22 protein-coding genes are annotated in these 22027 nt (G+C 36.9%); 9 read left to right on the top strand and 13 right to left on the bottom strand.

What is annotated here, in order from left to right; all coding sequences use genetic code 11:
* Window positions 1–187: 187 nt before the first annotated feature.
* Together gdhA and ACLMCG_RS12580 are read left to right on the top strand one after the other, a co-directional pair.
* Window positions 188–1546, top strand: a complete 1359-nt coding sequence (gene gdhA, locus ACLMCG_RS12585) for an NADP-specific glutamate dehydrogenase (RefSeq protein WP_047380182.1) — start codon at window positions 188–190, stop codon at window positions 1544–1546.
* A 130-nt stretch (window positions 1547–1676) separates the two neighbouring features.
* The gene (locus ACLMCG_RS12580; RefSeq protein ID WP_413959796.1) at window positions 1677–1958 is read left to right on the top strand and encodes an iron chaperone; all 282 of its coding nucleotides are present in this window, start codon (window positions 1677–1679) and stop codon (window positions 1956–1958) included.
* A 130-nt stretch (window positions 1959–2088) separates the two neighbouring features.
* On the opposite strand, the gene ACLMCG_RS12575 is transcribed toward ACLMCG_RS12580, so the two are convergent.
* The 3 genes from ACLMCG_RS12575 to ACLMCG_RS12565 form a co-directional block, all read right to left on the bottom strand.
* A complete protein-coding gene (locus ACLMCG_RS12575; RefSeq protein WP_077413351.1) occupies window positions 2089–2391 on the bottom strand; it encodes a hypothetical protein in 303 nt (100 codons plus the stop codon).
* 229 nt (window positions 2392–2620) lie between these two features.
* On the bottom strand, window positions 2621–3109 hold the full coding sequence (locus ACLMCG_RS12570; RefSeq protein ID WP_213277657.1) for a YkgJ family cysteine cluster protein: 489 nt from the start codon (window positions 3107–3109) through the stop codon (window positions 2621–2623).
* Window positions 3110–4081, bottom strand: a complete 972-nt coding sequence (locus tag ACLMCG_RS12565) for an ion channel (protein WP_223598315.1) — start codon at window positions 4079–4081, stop codon at window positions 3110–3112.
* A gap of 138 nt (window positions 4082–4219) precedes the next feature.
* Between ACLMCG_RS12565 and ACLMCG_RS12560 the strand changes: the two genes are divergently transcribed.
* Window positions 4220–4600 (top strand): group III truncated hemoglobin, encoded by a 381-nt coding sequence (locus ACLMCG_RS12560; RefSeq protein ID WP_223598314.1) that lies wholly within the window; start codon window positions 4220–4222, stop codon window positions 4598–4600.
* 55 nt (window positions 4601–4655) lie between these two features.
* Here ACLMCG_RS12560 and ACLMCG_RS12555 read toward each other — a convergent pair whose 3' ends face one another.
* The 9 genes from ACLMCG_RS12555 to hflX all read right to left on the bottom strand — a co-directional run bounded on the left by ACLMCG_RS12555 (window position 4656) and on the right by hflX (window position 14147).
* The gene (locus ACLMCG_RS12555) at window positions 4656–5726 is read right to left on the bottom strand and encodes a calcium:proton antiporter (protein ID WP_223598313.1); all 1071 of its coding nucleotides are present in this window, start codon (window positions 5724–5726) and stop codon (window positions 4656–4658) included.
* A gap of 66 nt (window positions 5727–5792) precedes the next feature.
* Complete coding sequence (locus ACLMCG_RS12550; RefSeq protein ID WP_223598312.1) at window positions 5793–6131, bottom strand: DUF6122 family protein; 339 nt, start codon at window positions 6129–6131, stop codon at window positions 5793–5795.
* Between the two features lie 29 nt (window positions 6132–6160).
* On the bottom strand, window positions 6161–7396 hold the full coding sequence (locus ACLMCG_RS12545; RefSeq protein ID WP_413959795.1) for a hypothetical protein: 1236 nt from the start codon (window positions 7394–7396) through the stop codon (window positions 6161–6163).
* Window positions 7397–9418, bottom strand: coding sequence for a hypothetical protein (locus ACLMCG_RS12540; RefSeq protein ID WP_413959794.1), 2022 nt, complete (start codon window positions 9416–9418; stop codon window positions 7397–7399).
* Between the two features lie 17 nt (window positions 9419–9435).
* Window positions 9436–10104, bottom strand: coding sequence for a hypothetical protein (locus ACLMCG_RS12535; protein WP_223598309.1), 669 nt, complete (start codon window positions 10102–10104; stop codon window positions 9436–9438).
* Window positions 10105–10235: 131 nt separating this feature from the next.
* The gene (locus tag ACLMCG_RS12530) at window positions 10236–10952 is read right to left on the bottom strand and encodes a DNA alkylation repair protein (protein WP_413959959.1); all 717 of its coding nucleotides are present in this window, start codon (window positions 10950–10952) and stop codon (window positions 10236–10238) included.
* 25 nt (window positions 10953–10977) lie between these two features.
* Window positions 10978–12264, bottom strand: a complete 1287-nt coding sequence (locus tag ACLMCG_RS12525) for a cation:proton antiporter (protein ID WP_413959793.1) — start codon at window positions 12262–12264, stop codon at window positions 10978–10980.
* 21 nt (window positions 12265–12285) lie between these two features.
* Complete coding sequence (locus tag ACLMCG_RS12520) at window positions 12286–12921, bottom strand: DUF4919 domain-containing protein (protein ID WP_413959792.1); 636 nt, start codon at window positions 12919–12921, stop codon at window positions 12286–12288.
* The gene (hflX, locus tag ACLMCG_RS12515; RefSeq protein ID WP_213277646.1) at window positions 12921–14147 is read right to left on the bottom strand and encodes a GTPase HflX; all 1227 of its coding nucleotides are present in this window, start codon (window positions 14145–14147) and stop codon (window positions 12921–12923) included. Before hflX ends, ACLMCG_RS12520 begins: the two co-directional genes overlap by 1 nt.
* Window positions 14148–14340: 193 nt before the next feature.
* Between hflX and ACLMCG_RS12510 the strand changes: the two genes are divergently transcribed.
* From ACLMCG_RS12510 to ACLMCG_RS12495, 4 genes are all read left to right on the top strand, one after another.
* On the top strand, window positions 14341–15048 hold the full coding sequence (locus ACLMCG_RS12510) for a LytR/AlgR family response regulator transcription factor (protein ID WP_413959791.1): 708 nt from the start codon (window positions 14341–14343) through the stop codon (window positions 15046–15048).
* Window positions 15049–15208: 160 nt separating this feature from the next.
* Entirely contained in the window at window positions 15209–15682 is a 474-nt protein-coding gene (locus ACLMCG_RS12505; RefSeq protein WP_223598303.1) for a T9SS type A sorting domain-containing protein, read from the top strand.
* A 6-nt stretch (window positions 15683–15688) separates the two neighbouring features.
* Window positions 15689–18211, top strand: coding sequence for a beta strand repeat-containing protein (locus ACLMCG_RS12500; protein ID WP_413959790.1), 2523 nt, complete (start codon window positions 15689–15691; stop codon window positions 18209–18211).
* A gap of 6 nt (window positions 18212–18217) precedes the next feature.
* Window positions 18218–18634 carry a hypothetical protein gene (locus ACLMCG_RS12495; protein WP_413959789.1) on the top strand — a complete coding sequence of 139 codons (417 nt, stop codon included), beginning with the start codon at window positions 18218–18220 and terminating at the stop codon, window positions 18632–18634.
* An 88-nt stretch (window positions 18635–18722) separates the two neighbouring features.
* Here the strand turns inward: ACLMCG_RS12495 and ACLMCG_RS12490 are convergent, their stop codons facing one another.
* A complete protein-coding gene (locus ACLMCG_RS12490) occupies window positions 18723–19157 on the bottom strand; it encodes an META domain-containing protein (protein ID WP_413959788.1) in 435 nt (144 codons plus the stop codon).
* 86 nt (window positions 19158–19243) lie between these two features.
* On the opposite strand from ACLMCG_RS12490, the gene ACLMCG_RS12485 reads away from it, so the two are divergent.
* Together ACLMCG_RS12485 and ACLMCG_RS12480 are read left to right on the top strand one after the other, a co-directional pair.
* Complete coding sequence (locus tag ACLMCG_RS12485) at window positions 19244–21448, top strand: S46 family peptidase (RefSeq protein WP_223598299.1); 2205 nt, start codon at window positions 19244–19246, stop codon at window positions 21446–21448.
* An 80-nt stretch (window positions 21449–21528) separates the two neighbouring features.
* Window positions 21529–22005: a DUF1905 domain-containing protein gene (locus ACLMCG_RS12480; protein WP_413959787.1), complete on the top strand. Its 477-nt coding sequence runs from the start codon at window positions 21529–21531 to the stop codon at window positions 22003–22005.
* Window positions 22006–22027: the final 22 nt, after the last annotated feature.

The raw sequence follows: 22027 nt of genomic DNA, 5'->3' as shown, positions 1-22027 counted from the left end.
TTAATGATTTCTTAATATTGCATTATTTCACACATAACATTTCATTTTTAATAAAATTTGAACACAAATTATTAATTTAATAATATTACGAAACATTATTATTTAATTTTTAACAATGTTGAAATACAGTGTTGTGAATCTTGAAAAAAAAATTAAATTTGTTGACAATAATATTCAACCTTAATATATGGAACAATATAATATTGACCAGAAAATCCAAGAGTTTATTGCAAAAATTGAAGCAAAAAATCCTAACGAACCGGAGTTCTTACAGGCTGTAAAAGAAGTTGCCGTAACTGTAATTCCATTCATTGCTACTAAAAAAGAATACACAGGAATGAAGCTGCTTGAAAGAATGGCTGAAGCTGAAAGAATTATTATTTTCAGAGTTCCATGGGTTGATGATAAAGGAGAAATTCAGGTTAACAGAGGTTTCAGAATCCAAATGAACTCTGCTATTGGACCATATAAAGGAGGAATCCGTTTCCATCCTACTGTAAACTTATCAGTTCTTAAGTTCTTAGCTTTTGAACAAGTATTCAAAAACTCTTTAACAACTCTTCCAATGGGAGGAGGTAAAGGAGGTTCAGATTTCGATCCACAAGGAAAATCTGATATGGAAGTAATGCGTTTCTGCCAGGCTTTCATGACAGAATTGTGCAAGCACATCGGTCCTGAAACAGACGTACCTGCAGGAGATATCGGTGTTGGAGCAAGAGAAATCGGATATTTATTCGGACAGTACAAAAAAATCAGAAATGAGTTTACCGGAGTTCTTACTGGAAAAGGTCTAGCTTACGGAGGTTCATTAATCCGTCCTGAAGCTACAGGATACGGTGTAGTATATTTTGCTGAGCAGATGCTTAAGACTATCGGACAAAACTTCGAAGGTAAAACAGTAACTGTATCAGGTTTCGGAAACGTAGCATGGGGAGTTATCAAAAAAGCAACTGAACTAGGTGCTAAAGTAGTAACAATCTCTGGACCAGATGGATATATCTATGATAAAGATGGTATCAGCGGAGAAAAGATCGATTATTTATTAGAACTTAGATCTTCAGGAAACAACAGAGCTGAAGATTATGCTAAAAAATATCCTTCTGCTGAATTCCACGCTGGAAAACGTCCTTGGGATGTGAAGTGTGATGTTGCTTTCCCTTCTGCAACTCAAAACGAACTAGATTTAGATGATGCAAGAAAACTAGTTGAAAACGGATGTGTTTGTGTAACTGAAGCTGCTAACATGCCTTCTACACTAGATGCAATCAACTATTTCTTAGATAATAAAGTATTATTCTCTCCTGGTAAAGCTTCCAATGCTGGAGGTGTTGCTACATCAGGATTAGAAATGACTCAGAACTCTATCCGTCTTAACTGGACTTCTGAAGAAGTTGATGCAAGATTAAAGGAAATCATGATTGGTATTCACAAAGCTTGTAGAGACTACGGAAAAGACGAAGATGGTTATGTAAACTACGTAAAAGGTGCAAATATTGCCGGCTTCGTAAAAGTAGCAGAAGCAATGTTGGCTCAAGGAGTTGTGTAACAGAAAAAATAAAGGTTGGGAAAAATTCCCGACCTTTTTTGATATAGCCTGTTCCCGGGATAATGGGAAAAAAGTAAAAAGTGAAAGGAGAAAGCGCTGCTCAATGCAGCGCTTTTTTTATTTTTATAATATGAAAAACACGTTTAAAAATATTGATGAATATATTCTTCTGTTCCCGATAGAAGTACAGGAAAAGCTGCTTGAACTAAGACAAGCCATCCATTCACTAGTTCCTGATGTGGAAGAATATATTGGATATCAGATGCCGGCTTTCAGGTATAAAGGAAAACCTTTGGTTTATTTTGCCGCGTATAAAAAACACATTGGCTTTTATCCCGGAGCTGAAGGGATCCGCAATTTTGAAGCAGATTTTGAAGAAAGAAAATATGCATATTCCAAAGGAGCGGTATAGTTTCCGATTTCTAATGATCTGCCGCTGGGCTTAGTCAATAATATTGTCCGCTTCAAAGTAGAGGAAATTGAACAAAAAAATCCTGAAATACAAGATTTCAGGATTCCGACTAGTGTTTGCTAAAGTACTTTTACTTTTTCTTCTTTTTGTCTTTCTTTTCTTCTTTTGGTGCATCTGCAGGTTTAGTTGCATCTGTAGGTGTTGTACTTACAGTTGGATCAGTTGCAGGAGCTGTTTCCATTGTAGTAGCAGGTGTTTTTTCCTGTTGAGTCTTTGGATCCGAAGGACTTGTAGTCTGTGTATTCGGTTGTTGTGTTTGAGTTGTCGTTGGGTTATTAGTAGAAGTATCGGCTGGCTTTTGTGGTGTTGATTGTGCTGATACTGCGATTACTCCGACTAATGTAAACGCTGCCGTTAAAAATAACTTTTTCATAATGTAATATTTAAATGATTGTTTAACTTAAACGAAGCACCATTTATAAAATTATGTGTAACAAGCTAATTTAACGTACTTTATAATTATTTAAGAGGAATTTGCAAAAAATAATTCTAACGAATTTGGCTGGAGGACCGAAGCTGAAAGTTTATCACAGTTGAACCATCATTTCTTTAATGTAATAACTTCCCTCTCCCATCTATCTTCTTTCTTCTATCTTTTAAAACTACTTCGCTATATTTTTCATCATTTTTTCTACGAATTCAAAGGCGGCCGGGCAGATCACTGTATTTTTCAGCATCAAATTATTAATCTGGTAGATCTTTTTACGGTCTGTATGAGGATATTCCCGGCAGGCTTTTGGCCTTACTTCATAGATAGAACAGGTATTGTCACTGTTCAGGAAATAACAAGGAAGATTCTGCAGTACTTTATCATTGTCTTCGTCTACTCTTAAAAACTTTGCTTCAAAATCTGCAGATTTCATCCGTAGATGCTTGGCAATACGTTCAATATCCTTTTCGGTATACAAAGGACCAGTTGTTTTACAGCAATTGGCACATTGTAAACAATCTATTTCATCAAAAACTTCATCATGGGTTTCCTGTACAATATAATCGAGGTTTTTGGGCGGTTTTTTCTTTAATCCGTCCAGAAATTTCTTGTGTTCTTTCTGCTTTTGTATTGCTTGCTTTTTATAAAAATCTAAATCCATTTATTCATTATTTCCAGTTGAATCCGGAAGTTCTTCTTTCTTATATTCATTTATTTTATCCAGATCCAAAACCGTTGAGAGATTTTCTTTGTTAGGATAGTACATAGGGACAAATTTAGCTCCATACACAATTTCCCTTGTGGTGTAAGAAGACCGTTGGACTACTGTATTGGAAAATACTTCATCAAATGCACGTACCTGCACAATAAGTTCGAGATCGGTATTTTTAAAATCCTCTTCTGAAAAACCATAAAATGGGGAGTTTTCATCTATTTTATGCACTACAGTCCAGTTAAGAGCCAATGTATTAATCTTACTCATCTGAGTAGTAAGCCTGTAAAAATTACTTTTTGCAACTCCGTTTTCTATCACTTCAATGGCCACAGATACAATTACGTCTGCATCCGTCAATGCATTATTCTTATAAGGAGCCAGCCTGAACATTAATGCCGAGGATTCCTGAAAAGGGGCAATAACTGCTATATCAGAAAATCGTAAATATGCTCTCGGCCTTGAAAATCTTCCATAAAAAAGTCCCGTTGCAATGGCAAAGGTAAGCAATCCCAAAAACGCTTCAAAAGTAGCCACAAGACTAGCCAAAAATCCCACCGGAGCAATTCTTCCATATCCAACTGTTGTGAAGGTCTGGGAACTGAAGAAAAAAACGTCGATAAACTCATTCAACGGATCACTTTTATCTATTCCGGTAAGATGCTCTACCCCAATCAGGTAATAGATCATTGCAAAAAGAAGATTGATCAGAATATAAGCTATAACCAGATAGGAGATAAAGCGAAATGAAGAAAGATTCAGCATGGTATGATACCAACTTAGCCTGTTGAAAACATTTACTCCTCTTCTCTGAACATTCGGAAGACCGTCTTTATTGATAAATCTTCCGGAGGCATTAGTTCCGAAGCCACTATTCTCCGCATTTTTCTGACGGATCTTTTTTCTGAATCCTCCTGTCATTCTATTTCATTTGTTTTTGAGTTGGTTATACGATTTCGTCTTTCTGCTAATTCTGATGCAAAGATAAAATATTGTTTTGATGAATTTTATCAATTGATTCATTTGAGTTTTAATTTGATTTTGGAGTACATTTGAGATATGAAAAAACTGGAGTCAAGAGAGGACATTGAGCACCTTGTCAACGCATTTTATACAAAGGTAATTAAAGATGAAACCATAGGATTTTTCTTTAATGATGTTGCTAAAGTAGATTGGGATAAACATCTTCCTAAAATGTATTCTTTCTGGGAATCTATTCTTTTCGGGCAGATGTCTTATAAAGGAAATCCAATGGGCGTTCATTTCCCGATTAATGAGATACAGGCTATGGAACAGAAACATTTTGACCGATGGCTAGAGCTTTGGCGTACTACTATTGAGGAGAATTTCGCAGGTGAAAACGCAGATATGGCTATCTACAAATCGGAAAACATAGCAAAACTAATGGCTTTCAAGATGGAATTGGCGAGAAGGCTGTAGTGAGCTACGGGATGTGGGATTCTCAGAATCTATTTTATCAGGTTTCCTTTTTTATCTAAGGAACTATTACGGTAAAGATATATGCGGCCAGGTTTACCAGTAAAACGGTTCCGTACAGAACATTGGTCTTACCGCGGCTTAATGAAAGCATTACGATAAATACAGATAAAGAAAGCAGGATAATGTCTTTTTTGTCCAATCCAAGTACCAGAGGAATATCATACATAATGCAGACCACTGACACCGCAGGAATCGTTAATCCAATACTTGCCAATGCAGAACCTAATGCCAGATTTAAGCTTGACTGAATCTGATTAGCTCTGGCTGCACGGATTGCGGCTACACCTTCAGGAAGAAGAACAACGGCTGCAATAATAACCCCTACCAAAGATTTTGGAGCTCCAAGACTTTGTACCATTCCTTCTATTGTATCAGATAATCCTTTTGCCATAAGCACTACAATAACAAGGCAAACCACCAGAAAACCAAAACTGATAAGCGTTTTTGTCAATGACGGGATATAATGTTCTTCCGGATGTTCATCAGGAACAATAAAATAGCTTCTGTGACGAACGGTCTGTACCATCAGGAAAATACCGTAAATGACAAGACAGGCAATAGATATAAAAATAAGTTGAGCTTCGTTATAGAAAGGTCCGTTGACACTTGATGTAAAATTGGGAAGAACAAGGGTGAGTACCAGAATTGAAACAATACTTACCAGATAAGTAGTTGCTGAAGTTCTTGCAAAGAACTGTTCATGATATTTAACGCCACCTACAAGAATACATATTCCCAGAATTCCGTTAAGAATAAGCATTACAGCGGCAAAAACCGTATCTCTGGCCAGCGTGATCGCCTGATCTCCGCCGGCCACCATCAGCGAGATAATAAGCGCAACTTCAATGATGGTGATACAAAGGGCAAGAATAATGGTTCCGAAAGGCTCTCCTACTTTATGAGCGACTACTTCTGCATGGTGTACTGCTGATAATACACTTCCAATCAATAAAATTCCTGCAAGAATATCATAAAGCACTCCCGTTCCCATCATTCCGGAAAAGTAGTACCCTACCGCAAGGAGAGGAAAAATATAGGTGTAGTGTAAGAATTCTTTAGGTCTCATAAAGTGACTACAAAATACAAAAAATCTATAGAAATTTCAATATTAAAAGAAAATATTAATAATATTTTAATGAGGCCAGAAGTTAAAGTCCTGATAATCTGTCAGCATATGAAACAGAAGCCCGATTCCTATTATTCTGATATTTCCTTTAAAGAACACCAGCAAAAAATACACCGCAATGGCATAATAAGAATGTAAGAAGTGAAAACCTATACTTTCTCTTGACGGATCAAAAATAGGAGTAGCAAAAAGGTGGTCCAGATCTACCAGCATTGTAGCAAGGAGAATAAAATAAGCTTTCTTCCAGTTTTTACGATAAAAAATCAATGCAATAAAGACCGGAAAAACGAAATGCAGGAAATAGTGTGTAAAGGTTTTGAGTAATGCAATGTCTGATGGAGCCATTAATAGATAATTTTATTCGGTTTCTATGGTTACCAGCGTAAAATTAAGGGTAATTCTCCGTTTTTCGCTTTTATTTTCACCCAATACTCCTGCGATTTATTTTCATACAACACATATTCTATATCTGAAATGATTCTTTTTTCAGTATTGCCCAGCGTTTTCAAAGAAGAATACAACAGAGCACTGTTTCTGATGAAAATATAGTTTTCTTTTAAAAGTGGTGATAATACTATTGGTTTTCTGGTTGATTTTATCACAACACCATTGTTATTTCTGCTGATTTGATTGGGTTGGAAGGGAATTTCGGTAAATTGATTTTCACTGTTGATCCACTTTTTAGACTGGAAATACGCCCAGGTTTTATTGGCATCAGCACTTTTAATATCAATGGTATAATTAGGCTGAATGATTTTTTGAAAGGACTTTTTTTCAACCTCATTGAAATTATCATCATATTCATAACTGACAATCGTGTCATTGACCTGTTCAAGATCTGCCGTTGCTTTAAGGTAAACAGCTTGTGAAGAATCAGCAATACTTTTATTGAAAAAACGGCTGAAATTCCTGATGTTTTCTTTGTCTAATTCCAGATCAAGAAAGTGATTTCCCTTCTGGAGTTTTGAAGCGACAGCATTAAGGATTTCAGGATTTGAATTGTTTTTAATTTCAATTTCATCATCATGTAATTCAATAGAAAAGTTTTGAATTTTCTTTCCGGAAATGAAAGAAATGCTTCCGGCCGTGTTATGAATAAACTGGTTTGCATCCCGGACAGAGTTTGAAGAAGTCTGAATCTCTTTTTGGATGGTTTCTAGTGCCAAATCTGAAGTTCCCGCAATACAATGATTCCCATTGATCATAAGAAAAATCTGATCTTTCTGAAAACGGTTGTTTCCTTTATCTAAAAAGTTCTGTTTCTTTAAAAAAGCAATGAATTTTTGGGAATCTTTAAGTTCTAAAACACTGTACCATTCGGAAAACTTTGTGTCTTTAATATGGAAAATCTGCAGGAAATCCGGAATTCTGATTCCTGAATCTTTCAGTGAGCCTGCGCTTTTACCTTTAGCTTTGTTTCCTGACCAATGTGAAGGATGTGCTGCAAGACTGAAGAGATATTGTCCCGTTACTTTTTTAATATCAATTAAAACTACCACATCTGCAATTTCAGGAATATATCTGAGGTTCTTATTTTTATGAAAAACCACAAAATATGCTGCAACTGCGAGTAATAAAACTAACGGGACAATAATCTTCTTTTTGTTCATCTATAGGATTTGTGGTTTTTCTTCGGTTTCTTTTGTTTTAAAAACCTGATCGAATACATCAAAGAAATACATTAAACTATTTTCTGAAGAATCTTTAATATTATAATTCATTTCAGTCTGAATACTCTCTCCTTTCACTTCTGTCTTATAATACAGTTCCCCTACATTTTTTCTGATGGCATCCAATGCCTTTCTCTCTTTAGGGGTTTTGAATTCTTTATCTAAACCAGTTAAAAGTTTCTGAATATCCAATCTTCCTGACAAAGGATATTTTGCTGAATCTTTCGCCCATTTTCTGGAAACATCAGATTGGTTTACTGATAAGATATTGTCAGCAGAACTCATCAGATATACTACTCCATCCTTTACTGTAAAGAACAGCTGATCTACATATCCACCATTCTTTTCATCTTTAAAGGTGTATAGGTTTCCTTTTTTAGAGAATCTTTTAGACAGTTTTTTATTGGTTGTAAGCAAATCAAAAATACGGTTCCAGTACCCTTCATTTTCTGTTGCAAAAGCAAAGGTGAAGTTAGGGACAGCAATATCTTTAGTTTTCTTTACTTCTTTTTCGTTGAAATCAGCATCGTATTCATAGTCAGTGTACTCTACTTTTTTAGATTTCAATTCATTTAAAACAAAGATTCCGTTTCCTGGTGCTATTTTGGCAATGGCTTCTTCATCCAGAACAATTTTCATGGTTTCCATAATGAGTTCCATTTCTTTTTTATACTCATTTTCTCCGGAATCCTGGAGAAGGCTGTACATCATGTCGAAACATTTCGCCCCATTTACATTCATTGCATAGTAACCAACGCTTTTTTCATTGATAAGTTCCAGCAGTTTTTTATTTTTCTTCCCTTTATAAATAGCTGATACATTCTTTTGAATGTCAGAATTTTTATGCTGATAATTATTAACCAGCCTTACTTTATCTTTATCAAAATATAGATTATAATAATAGTTGGAATTGTACATATTCTTAAAGAGCTGCCCATAACTATAGAATTTCGTCATCTTTCCATAGATTCCTTCCTCTACAATTCTTCCGTAGTCTGTGTAGACAAAAACATCGGAACTGGCATCTCTGAATGACAGCATTTCTTTAGGAACTTCAATTTCCAGATTTGAACTGAAGTATTGGTCAAAATGATCTTCAGCATTCTTTTTAACGATCTTGAAGTTTTCTCTACGGATAGAATCCTGTTCTTTTTTGTAAGCTAAATCCTCTTCTTCATCGTAAGCATAAGCATCATTAGGCATTTCCTCTTCATTTTCAGCACTTTCCTTCTCTTCAGGATATTTATGATGTTTCTGAAGGTATTTGATATCTTTTTGAATTCTTGCAATCTCGTTGTTGTTATCTTTGATGCTTTCTTTCAGATACTTAATATCGTCTTTAAGGCTTTTGATTTCCTCTTTATAATCAAAAGGTTTTTCCGGCTCATCAGTATAAGCAGTATCTCCTTCTTCTGCGTAAACGGAGTCAACGGCAACAGCGGTACTGTCTGCAACGGCTTCTGTTGACCAAAGATCCTTATAAGGTTTAGTGTAGCTTATCATCCTAAGAACCGCACGATTTCCGTTCCAGGCAACAAAAATATCGTCATTGATATCTACATAGGAATAGTTCTTTTTATTAGAAACTTCCTGTCCTTTTTTCTTGACAGAATTGATGAATTCCTGAAACTTCTCCTTATTATCAATGATAAAATGGGTATTGTATGCTTTTATAGAATCATTAAAACTTGCATAATGGTATTGAACAGCATCGTATTTGATTCCGGTTTTGGAATAATCTGTCCATGAAAGGTTTTCTTTGGTTTCTTTGTTCTTTTTGCTTAATTCATGCAGCAAAGGATTCAGTTTATTCCAGTTGATTTTGTTATTAAGCTCTTTCCCGTTGACTTCCATATAAAATACGGCATCAGCAGGGATTTTCATACTATTTTGGGCAAAAACCAGTGTAAAACCAAAGAGTACAAAAATAATTTTTTGTGTTTTTAATAAGATAGATTTCATGACTATAGTTTAGAAATTTATTGAAAAAGAATAGTGTTTTGTATTTGTTTTTTCTGAAGAATCAGATCCAGGATATCAGCCTCCAGTTTAAGCGCTTTTTTATTGGGTGAAAGCACATAAGTATTGTTGGTTTGTGATTTCACCGTACTTTCGAACTGCATGATGGAAGTATATCTGGCATCGTTAAAGACTTCTTTATCCGCCTTGCTCATCTTTTCGTAATCTGCTTTGAAAGTATTGACCTTATTTCTTGTCAATGTCTTTTTCTCAAGATTCTGGCTGTAAATTTGAGTAGGAATCATTTTACCCAATATATTCTGAGCTTTAAGTTTTTCCAGTCCGGCATTGATGTTTTCAATCTTTTTGAAGTTACAGCTCAGTTTGATGATATAATTATCAAAATCCATGGAGGTTTTTACGTTGCTGATCCCGGGAGTTCCTTTGAAAATTTTTGCAGCTTCATTGATCTTATTTTCAATATCAGCTTTTTTTGGAACTTTTTTCCCGTTGATGGTTTCCATTTTGGAGATTGAAGCCAGCCTTGTTTTGCTTTTGCTGCCATTCAAAATAATGGTATACTCTCCTGTACCGTCTGCCTTTACATTCACTTTATCAAGAATGTCGAAACAGCTGGTTAGGAGCAGCAAAGGGATACATAGAAGAAATAATCTGAGAAAATTTTTCATGATTGGGTTTAAAACCACAAAATTACTCAATTCTGACCTTAAAACCTTACAATCTTTGATTTTTTGAGCATAAATAGCTGTTTTCAGGTACTTTTTCAAGAGAGAAACTCTTCACTATTTTTTTATACTTTTTAAATACGTCCTTTCAGATAATCCTGACGAAGATCTTCGTCCAGCTTTTCAATAGCATACCGAAGACAGGTTCTGGGCATTTCTTTGTAATATTGGTTCAGATAGCTTATCAATTCTCCTTCATTTTTATTTCCCATTTCGCGTAACAGCCATCCGTTTGCTTTATGCATCAGATCATGAGGATGTTTCAGGTTTCTGGTTACGAATTCTTTAGTAAGGTCAAATGAGCCTTTTTTTACATAATGCATCGTCCCTACAACGGCTACTCTTTTATGCCACATTTCCTCAGATTCCGAAAGATCTCTAAGCAGATTTTCTTTCTGATTTTCAAAAGAATATCTACCCAAAATTTTATAGCAGCTTGAGTCTACCAGATCCCAATTGTTGACATGAGAAAGATGATTAAGATAAAACGCAACCACTTCTTCTTTTACAGCTTTATCTTTTGTTTTTTCAAACTTTGAAATCAGTATAAAAAGTGCAGTCAACCTATGTTCATGGTATTTGGAAGAGAGTAATATGCTGAGTTCTTCCCAATTTATTTTCGGATAATATTCTTTGGCAACAGACCGCTGATCCGGAACTTTCACTCCCAGAAATAAATCGCCTTCACCATATTCTCCTTTTCCCGTTTTGAAAAACCTTGGAAAGAATTCTGCCTTCTCAGGAATGGACAAAACAGCTAGTGCCTCCTGTATTTCTTTAACGATACTCATATCCGGAACGACTGTTATTTGCAATTTAAGCTTTCTCTTCTAAGACAATATTCTCCTGTTCTTCCTCTTCTTTTGCGATCTTATTAGGATTGGCCACCTTGGCAATGGTAAGCCCCTGAACAATAATCGAGAATACAACGACACAGTAGGTAATACTTAGAATAATCTCACTGTACTCACTTTTAGGAATAGACATTGCCAGTGCAATGGAAACACCTCCACGGATTCCTCCCCAAACCAGAACTTTTACCGTCTGTGGGCTGAAACTTCTTCTCAAAGAGGTAAACTTCGTAGGTCCCCAGATTGAAATAAATCTTGCAAACAGCACGACCACAATAGCAGCTAAGCCAGGAATCATGAAATGTCTAAGATCTTTAATCATCAAAAGTTCAAATCCAATGAACAGGAATAATACGGCATTCAGAATTTCGTCAATAAGCTCCCAGAATTTGATAAGATAATCCTGAGTGACAGACTTCATTTTGAAACTTCTGTTGAAGTTCCCCATAAACAATCCTGCTGCCACCATCGTCAGTGGTCCTGAAATATGCATTTGCCTTGCAATAAGATAACCTCCCATCACTACAGAAAGTGTTACTAATACCGAGATAATATAGTCATCTACTTCACGCATTAATCTTGAAGTAACCCATCCTAGCAGAACCCCCAGTAAAAGACCACCTCCTGCTTCTTTAAGCAAAAGCAATCCAATTGTTTCAACACTCAGATCCACTTCTTTTCCAACGGCAAGCTGCAGGATCACTGTAAAGACTACAACCGCCATACCGTCATTGAAAAGAGATTCTCCGGCAACTTTTGTTTCCAGTGATTTGGATACGTTAGCTTGTTTCAGAACACTCAGAACCGCCACAGGATCAGTAGGCGAAATCAATGCTCCAAAGACAAGACAGTAGATAAATGGAAGTTTAACGCCAACATAAGGCAGTAGATAAAACATTCCAAAACCTACCACAAAAGTAGAAATCACAACTCCTACTGTGGAAAATATCACTACAGGTCTGAACTGTTCCTTCAGGTCATTAATATTAATATGAATTCCCCCTGCAAACAGAAGAAAATTAAGCATAGCTCCCATCAGGACCTCCGTAAAGTCGATACTGTTCATCAGGTTGTGAAGATGTCCGAAAGTTCTCGGAAGTACTGTTTCTCCGAACATTACCAGGAAAATAGACACCACAATGGCAATCACCATAATTCCGATGGTACTTGGAAGTTTTAAAAACCTGTAATTGAGATATGCGAATATTGATGCTAATACGATTAACGCTGAAAATGAATAATATAATTCCACTAAGTGTTTTTTATTTTATGATTAATTGGTAAGTTCCAAATAGAGTATTTTAATATAGAGCTGCCGCCCCTCTTTTTCCCAAACATCAAACATGCCATCCTTAGCAGGTTTTGAGCTTCTCGTATAATCCTTTCCTATATTCAGAATGTTCAGCAGAATATATTCATCTCCTACAGAATTGACGATATAGGCTGTTTTTTCAGATTTCCCGTCTCCAGAGACTTTTATTCCTTCCGTAAGCGAACGAAACTGATTCAGGTGATGCATAAAATTGTTGCCATCCTTCGCAGAATCATAGGCTCTGAGAAGGATCAGCAAAACATCCAGATTCGTAGGATCTTTATCATACAAGGCTTTTCCCTGCTTGATACAGTCTGCAAAATTGTTCTGTTTAAAGGCTTCAGCAAGGCTTTTAAAGCTATCATCTGAAGTACTTACCTTATCTTTTCTGAAATTTCTTCCATAGTAAAGATATTGTGACTCTATACTGTCCAGAGACTTTGGATATCCTTTATATTTAAAAATAAGCTTCTCGTAATTATAAGGAGAATCAGAATTTTTGATACTTTTCTCAACAGCTTTCAAATCAAGTTTTGATTTCTGGCTGAAACCAAAAACCGAAAACATGATGAATAAAAGGAAAAAGTGATATTTCATTAATTGTTGCTTTCTTCTTCCTCGTCGTTATCGAAATATTCGAAAAGGAAATCGTTGTATGGAAATCTGGAAATATGAATCTTCATTACCTCATCGTAAATCATTTTCTTCATTTCCGGGAAGTTTTCCTTCGTTAAAGCAGAAATAAATACCGTTGGATATTTTGATTTCCCCATCCATGTTTTTTTCCACTCTTCCAGAGAGATATTTTTACGGGTTGATGGCGTAAGATCATCATCATCCTTTTTCTCATAGCTAAAATCATCGATCTTATTGAAAATCATGATCATTGGTTTCTGATGAGCATTGATTTCCATCAAAATATGATTTACAGATTCTATGTGATCTTCAAAACTTTCGTGCGAAATATCCACTACATGAATCAAAAGATCAGCTTCACGAACCTCATCCAAAGTAGATTTGAATGATTCTACCAGCTGAGTTGGCAATTTTCTGATAAACCCTACCGTATCCGTAAGCAGGAACGGTAAGTTTCCTATCACCACTTTTCTTACTGTGGTATCCAGAGTGGCAAATAGTTTATTTTCTGCGAAAACTTCAGATTTTGAAATGGAATTCATCAAAGTAGATTTTCCAACATTGGTATATCCTACCAAAGCTGCACGAACTACTTTTCCACGGTTATTACGTTGGGTCGCCATCTGCTTGTCAATGGTCTTCAGTTTTTCTTTCAGCAATGTAATTCTGTCACGGATAATACGGCGGTCAGTTTCAATTTCTGTTTCCCCGGGACCTCTCATTCCAATTCCCCCTTTCTGACGCTCAAGGTGAGTCCACATTCTCGTCAATCGAGGCAAAAGATATTGATACTGTGCCAGTTCCACCTGAGTTCTCGCATAAGAAGTCTGGGCTCTCTGGGCAAAAATATCAAGAATAAGATTGGTACGGTCCAAAATCTTAACCTCCATATCTCTTTCCAGGTTTTTAAGCTGTGAAGGAGAAAGCTCGTCATCGAAAATTACAGTTCCGATCTCGTTTTCTTTTACATATTCTTTTATCTCAATTGCCTTTCCACTTCCTATGAAAGTTTTGGAATCAGGCTGAGTCAGTTTTTGGGTAAAACGCTTTTGTACGGTTGCTCCGGCTGTGAAAGCTAAAAACTCAAGTTCATCTAAATACTCCGTCAGTTTTTCTTCGTCCTGATTCTGGGTAATAACACCCACCAAGACTGCTTTCTCATAGTTATGTTCTTTCTTTTCTAACATTAAGTTCTGTCTATGTTTATGATTTTTACAAGTTAATATTTTTCAGAAAAAAAACAAAATCAATTTTTATTTAATAACATATTTTAATATAAATTTAAGTTTACTGGTGAAGGTTTTGTAAAAAAACAATAACTTTATGTAATAAATTTCTGATTGTTAAACATTTAACCTAAAAACTAATCTCCGGAATATCATGATTACCCATATTAGATGTATGATTATTGATGATGATGAACTGGACAGACTGGTTCTTCAGCATTATATCAAACAATACCAAAACATTGAGATTGTTGCCTCTTTTGATTCTGCAGAAAAGGCTATTCCTTATCTTGATCTCCCTACAGACCTTCTGATCACTGAAACCAATTTAAGTGGAATGTGCGGACTCGAATTCCGGAAACTGGCTCATAAGATTCCCGCCTGTATTTTTGTAAGCTCCCATCCGGAACTGGCTGCCGGAGTTTTTGAGACAGATACTTTAGATTTTATTACCAAACCACTTACCGCAGAACGTTTTCATTATTCTATGGAAAGACTTTTCGATTTTTTTGAAGTAAAAGAGAAGTGCAAATGCTATGATGCCATGGTAGGAGAAAACTGCATTAAAATAAAAGAAGGCGGAAATATCTTTCAAATCAAAATGAAAGACATCCTGTATCTGGAAGCTTTGAAAGATTATACTAGGATCATTACCCTTGAAAAAAATCACTGTATTTTAAATTCTCTGGGAAACCTCCTGCAAAAAAACTTTTTTGATTCTTTTGTCAGAATACACAGAAGCTATGCGGTTCCCCGCCACCTCATCCGCGGAAAAAGCTGTCACGAAATAGAACTGGCACATCACATCAAACTTCCTATCGGACGTACCTACAAGGATAATCTTTCTTTTTTCAATCCTTAAAAAAGACTAAACAAACTTCTACAGTAATTCACAAATGCCATTGGTCGATTATTTCTGCCGTTGGTCTATTTTCCTACCATTCGATTGAGATAGGTGGTAATTTAGTCTTCCCAAATTCCCTTTGAAAAAACACATCTATTAATCACCAAAACTGTTATCCATGGAAAGAATATCTATTTATTGTATTATTCTGTCTGTCTTTTCCGTCCCCATACTGCACGCACAATCTGCAGTTTTGGCAACCGGACTGGATGCTTCAGCAGCTAATGGTTTTGTTTCTTACAGTGTAGGCCAGATGACCTATCTCGAAAAAGGAACAGGACAGGTCCTCGAAGGTGTTCAACAGCCTTACGAAATTATTACTCTTACTTCCCTTGAAACTTCTTCTGAACTCACAGGTATTTTGCTCTACCCTAATCCTTTCAGAGATTATTTGTATTTAGATTTTACCTCAAATAATTTTAAAGGATCAGAGTATCAGTTATTCGATGCCCAAGGTAAGCTGGTAAAAAAAGATAAGATCTCACAATCAAAATCTGAGCTTAATTTCTCCTCACTTCCTTCTGCGATGTATATTATCAGGATTACTCAAAATGGAGAAAATATTAAAACATTTAAAATCATCAAAAAATAAAATGCCATGAAAAAAATATTATTACTGTTTTGGATCCTGACCGGTTTCTTTATGGGACTTTCTCAGGCTCCGGAAAAAATGAGCTACCAAGCTGTCATGAGAAACGGTTCCGGACAACTCTTAGTCAATCAAGGTATAGCCGTGAGGGTAAGCATATTACAGGGATCTCCTGCCGGCGCCGCAGTCTATTCAGAAAGACTCACCGGGAATACCAATGCGAACGGGCTTATCAGCCTTGAAATAGGAACAGGAACTGTACTTACAGGAACATTTGCCACCATCGACTGGCCCACAGGAAGCTATTATTTAAAAACAGAAACTGACCCTGCCGGAGGAACAAGCTATACTATAGTAGGAACAAGCCAGCTGCTAAGCGTTCCTTATGCCATGTATGCCAAATCTGCAGGTGGAGGCGGTGGAAGTTTTGCGATTCCTTATACCACGACTGTTAATAATGCTTCTACTCTATTTTCATTGATCAACGATGGAGATGGTACTTCTGTGGAAGGAGTAAATAACACAGCTACATCAAATATTTCTGCAGTAAGAGGAATTGTAAGCAGTGCTTCTCCTGGCGGATTTTCGAGTGCTGTACGTGGTATTAATAACGGAACCGGCGGACTTGGTGTTGGAGTATACGGAAGCCAGGCCGGAAGCGGATGGGGAGTTTATGGTACAACACCAAATGGTTTAGGAGTCTACGGAAATTCCAGTGGAAACGGTTATGGAGTATATGCAAACAGTAATACAGGAACCGGTCTCAATGCTACCAGTAATAATGGAATCCCTGCGAATATTGCAATCTTCAATAACGCGAATAATAATGTTGCTCTTAGTGCATCTACCGTAGGAAATGGTACAGTAGTAAATGTTACGACCTCAGGAAACGGAGCCGGAGTAAGAAGTTCTACCGGAGCGGGATTTGGGGTACATGGTTCCACCTCTTCCCAGTCTTCTGCAGGTGTTGTTGGTGATAACACCGGAGCAGGTGAAGCTGTCGTTGGTAGAACAACCAGTGACATTGCCGGAGCGGTAGTAGGCCGTAATGACGGAGGAGGATATGGAGTAAGAGGATTTGTTGCTACCAATACATCCGGAACAGGTATCGGTGTTTATGGACAAGTAGGTTTGAATAACAGTACAGGCCGTGCCGGACGATTTGAAAATTTTAACCAAACGAATACCACAGGAAATACCGTTGAGGTAGCAACCAATGGAAACGGGAATATTCCTGATAATACGCAAGGAAATGCAGCCTCTTTTATTGTTGACAACACCAATAGTGTTGGTGCTGCAGTAAGAGGTGAAGTAAATACTATTTTCGGGAACTTTGGTGCAGCAGGTATTTTTGGAATTTCTTCAGGGACCGGAGGACGCGCCGGATTATTCTATGCCTCAAACCCTGCAGGAAACGGAGCTTCATTGATTGCTCTTACAGACGGAAATGGGAATGCTATTACTGCCAATGCAGGAAAAGATGGTAACGGAGTTGAAACCAACATTGATGGAGCCGGAAATGCCCTTTATGCTTGGGTACCTACTTTTTCTACCGGACGTGCCGGAAGATTCAATATTTTTAACGAATCCAACACCAGTGATGTTATCACTGTAACTACGGTGGGAAATGGTATTGCAGGAAATTTTAAAGTAGATAAAGTTACCGGAACTTCAGCAGCGGTGAGAGGTGAAGTTAACTCTCAGTTTGCCAATTTCGGAACAGCTGGAATCTATGGAATATCTTCCGGTACAGGAGGATACGCAGGTTTATTCCATGCCAGTAATCCTTCCGGAAACGGTCCTGCACTGATTGCTATTGCAGATGGTAATGGTAATGGTATAACAGCTAATGCTTCAAACACAGGAGACGGTGTAGAAACGACTGCAGACGGAACAGGAAGCGCAATCTATGCCTGGGTTCCGAATTTCGGACAAGGACGCGCCGCAAGGTTTGTAAATTACAATACCGGCAATACCAACCCAGCCCTGACAGTAGAAACCCACAGCAACGGATCTATTGCTTTATTTAAATCCGGAAATCCGGGTACAGTGAATGTAGCAAGAATCAATTCTGCCGGACGTGGATTTTTTAACGGAGGTACACAAAACAGCGGTGCAGACGTTGCAGAAGCATTTGACGTCAACGGAAGTATCTCTGAATATGAACCTGGTGATATCCTTGTCATCTCAACAAAAGCAGACAGAACTGTTGAGAAATCTTCAACTCCTTATTCTACTCTTGTTGCAGGAGTGTATGCCACAAAACCTGGTGTACTTCTTACGGAAGAACATATTGACACTGATATTTCCAATAAAGCACCAATGGGCGTCATTGGAGTAATTCCAACCAAAGTATGTCTTGAGAACGGAAAAATAAAAAGAGGAGACCTTTTGGTAACTTCATCTAAAGCAGGTGTTGCCATGAAAGCGGATATCAAAAAGGTAAGAATAGGACAGGTAATCGGAAAAGCACTTCAGGATTATGACCAAAAAGAGATCGGAAAAATTCAAGTATTAGTCAACATAAAATAAACCGTCATGAAAATAGCATATATTATCCCGTTATTATTTTTAAGCACTATTATTTATGCTCAGGAAAATAAGCAGGCTGTTCCGATGGAAGATCAGGCACTCGTTGTAAAACAGGCAAAAGAGCAACAGGCAATCCAAATGCAGGAAGCCAAGGAAAGAGACGAAAAGACAACTGTAAATACCAGATTACCTTCTGATCATGGTCTTGCCGTTAAAAAACAGGAAACTAAGCCCAAGGCAGCTGCTGACAATTCGGGAAAATTACTTCCCAACACAGCAAGTCTTGAAGAAATCAAAAAAACTATTCCCAACAGACAGGCATATCATAATACTATAAATTCTAGGAACACAAAGACAACAACTATCGGGCTTCCCAATACGGCAACCCTGGAAGAAATTAAAAAAACTATTCCTAAAAACTGATAACTCTCAAAAAAAGCTGATAACCAAACTAGATTTTTCAAACAAAGAAGTCCGCTGCAAAGCGGACTTTTATATTATACGGATATTATTAATCCCAATCGGCGGCTACAAATTTCATTGAATTTCCATTATCATCTGTTAAAGTAAGAAAATGCCCTTCTACCGAATATTTTGTCATGGTTTCAAATTTCTTCTGAAATGAGGTTTCAAGATTCATATCCTGACAGGCTTTCATGGTACTTACTCCGTTTGAGATTTTCACCTTCCCTCCTTTTTTAAATTCGGATACGAAAGACATTTGGTTGCATCCCATATAGGCATTCCCTTGAATTTTACCATCAATGATACTGGCTGTCAGATTAATTTCTGCTTTATTCGCAATAAGCTGTTCTTTTGAAAACCCATCAAAGGAAACCAGCATCCATTGCCTTTGAAGAGAAGGATTTTTATCCGGCACTGCGGAACAATTCAGAACAAGTCCTAAAAGTAAAACTGCAAAAATTGATAAGAGGATCTTTTTCATGTGGATTATCATCCCATTTTCATACCAATCCGGGACAGAATCTCGTAAAAATTAGTAAATTAGCGACACAAAAATTATTTTATAAAATGAAAAGACTATTTCTACTATTCACTTTCTTACTGGGCTTTGCTCAGATGAGGGCGGATGAGGGGATGTGGCTGCTAATGCTCATCAAAAGACTTAACGGTGTTGATATGCAAAAAGAGGGTCTGCACCTTACGCCTGAGGAAATTTATTCTGTGAACAATTCAAGCTTAAAGGATGCTATCGTAAGTTTCGGTGGTTTCTGTACAGGTGAAATTGTTTCTGATAAAGGACTTATATTTACTAACCACCACTGTGGTTACGGTGCTGTTGCTGCGGCTTCTACACCAGAAAAAGATTATTTGAAGAACGGTTTCTGGGCAATGAAACAGAAAGACGAATTCAATGCAAAGGATCTTTATGTAAGATTTTTAGTGAGAATGGATGATGCTACGCAGAGAATCACTTCTAAACTAAACAACAATATGACCGGAGCAGAGAGAAAAGCTGTTATTGATGCTGAAACTAAAGCAATCCAGACAGAAAACTCTGAGAACGGGAAATATACTGTAGTAGTAAGAGATTTCTTCAACGGAAATGAATTCTACTATTTCGTATATCAGGATTATAAAGACATCAGATTGGTAGGTGCTCCACCTTCATCATTAGGAAAATTCGGAGGTGATACAGATAACTGGGAATGGCCAAGACATACAGCGGACTTCACAGTTTTCAGAGTATATGCTGATGCTGCAGGAAACCCTGCTGAATATTCTCCAAGCAACACTCCTTTGAAGCCTAAGCATTTCCTTCCGGTTTCTCTTAAGGGAATTAAACCTGGTGATTTCTCAATGATCTTAGGTTACCCTGGAAGAACAAACCGTTACCTGACTTCTTACGGAATTCAGCAAATGGTAACTAAAGATTACCCGGCTTGGGTTGAGGCTTCTAAACTTGCCATGGATGTTATGAAAAAATACATGGATAAGGATAAAGCAACTCAGCTTAACTATGCTTCTCAATATGCTTCTGTAGCTAACTACTGGAAAAACAGACAAGGGACTATTGATGCAGTAGAGAAAAATGGAACTATTTCTGACAAACAAAAAATTGAGGAAACTTATAATAAGTGGGCTGCAATGCCAGGAAATGATCAATACAATGGTGTTTTAGAAGACATTGGTATATACTACAAGCAAGTTTCTGATAGAAACGTTGAAAGAAACTATGCTTCACAGTTTTCAAGAAATGCAAAATACATTACTCTTGCTATGCAGGTAGGTTCTGTACTGAAAGCTTATGCTGCTCAGGATATGCAGGGAAGACTGGCAATGAAGCCTAAAACTGAAGCGGCGATCAAAGCGGCTTATGAAAACTTCAATCCATCTTTGGAAGGTGAAATGCTTGCCGCTATGACAAGTCTTTACCAGGCAAGAGTTAAAAATCCTGAGGTTGCTTCTGCTACTATTTTAGGGTTGGATGCTAAAACAGTTTCTAATTTGGCTTATTCTTCAATCTTTGCTAACAAGACTTCTGCAACGAACTTCTTATTAAACCCGGATGCATTAAAACTTGATGCTGATCCGCTTTGGAAAGCTGCAAACGGAATTGTTGCTGATCAAAAAATAAGCACTGAGAGATTCGTAAAAATAGATGATAATTTTGCAAAAAATAACCGTCTGTTTTTAGCAGGTCTTATGAAGGCTATGCCTGAGAAAAAATTCTACCCGGATGCTAACTCTACCATGAGATTAACTTACGGTACTGTAGATAAATTACCTATCAGAAATGACAGAAACTATTTCGGTATTACTGATAACTATTATACTGATATGACTGGTCTTGTTGGAAAATACAAGAAAGGTGATGAAGAGTTTGATCTTCCTCAAAGAGTGATTGACCTTTACAACCTTAAAGATTTCGGTCAGTATGCTGATGCAGCAGGTTATATGCCTGTAAACTTCCTTTCTAATAATGATATTACAGGAGGTAACTCTGGTTCTCCGGTAATTGATGGAGACGGAAACCTTATCGGTATTGCTTTCGATGGTAACAGTGAAGCGTTAAGCGGTGATATCGTATTTGAACAGGAATGGCAAAAAACAATCAACGTAGACGTTCGTTTCGTTCTTTGGACAATTGATAAGTTTGCTGGTGCAAGAAGATTAGTAGATGAATTGAAGCTTGTAAGAGGTGAAAATACTCCAGCTGATACAAAAACTAAAAACTCAGGTACTACAACAACGCCTAAGAAAGCTAAAAAATAATAATCTTATTTGATTTATTTTTGAAACCGTGAAAGTAAATTTCACGGTTTTTTTATTTTTGATTATTAAAATCTTTCATTATGAATCCTCAAACAATCAAATTCTCAGCTATTATTCAGCAAAACGGAGAAATGAACGCTGCGTTTGTAGAATTTCCTTTTTCTACAGAAGAACTGTTTCATAAAAAAGGACAGGTAAAGATTAAAGCTCTATTTGATGATCACGTTGAATATCGTGGAAGCCTTGCCAAAATGAAATCAGACTGTCATATTTTAGGCCTTACACAAGAGATCAGGAAACAGCTTGGGAAAACTTTCGGAGATGAGGTTTCTGTTTCTCTTACAGAAGACAAAGAAGAGAGAGTGGTTGAGATTGCAGGAGATATCGTCTCTGTTTTTAATGAAAATCCGGATGCAAAGATTTTATTTGACAAAATGAGTTATACCCATAAAAAGGAATATATCCGTTGGATAGAAGAGGCTAAAAAACCGGAAACAAGAGAAAACAGGAAGATAAAGATGATTCAGATGATTCTGGATGGAAAAAAGGGAATATAAAATAGTTTTCTTTCACACCTAA

Source organism: Chryseobacterium sp. S90 (assembly GCF_047444895.1).
Classification (GTDB): domain Bacteria; phylum Bacteroidota; class Bacteroidia; order Flavobacteriales; family Weeksellaceae; genus Chryseobacterium.
Note: the sequence above shows the minus strand (reverse complement) of the source record. Positions and strands in the feature narration are given on the sequence as shown.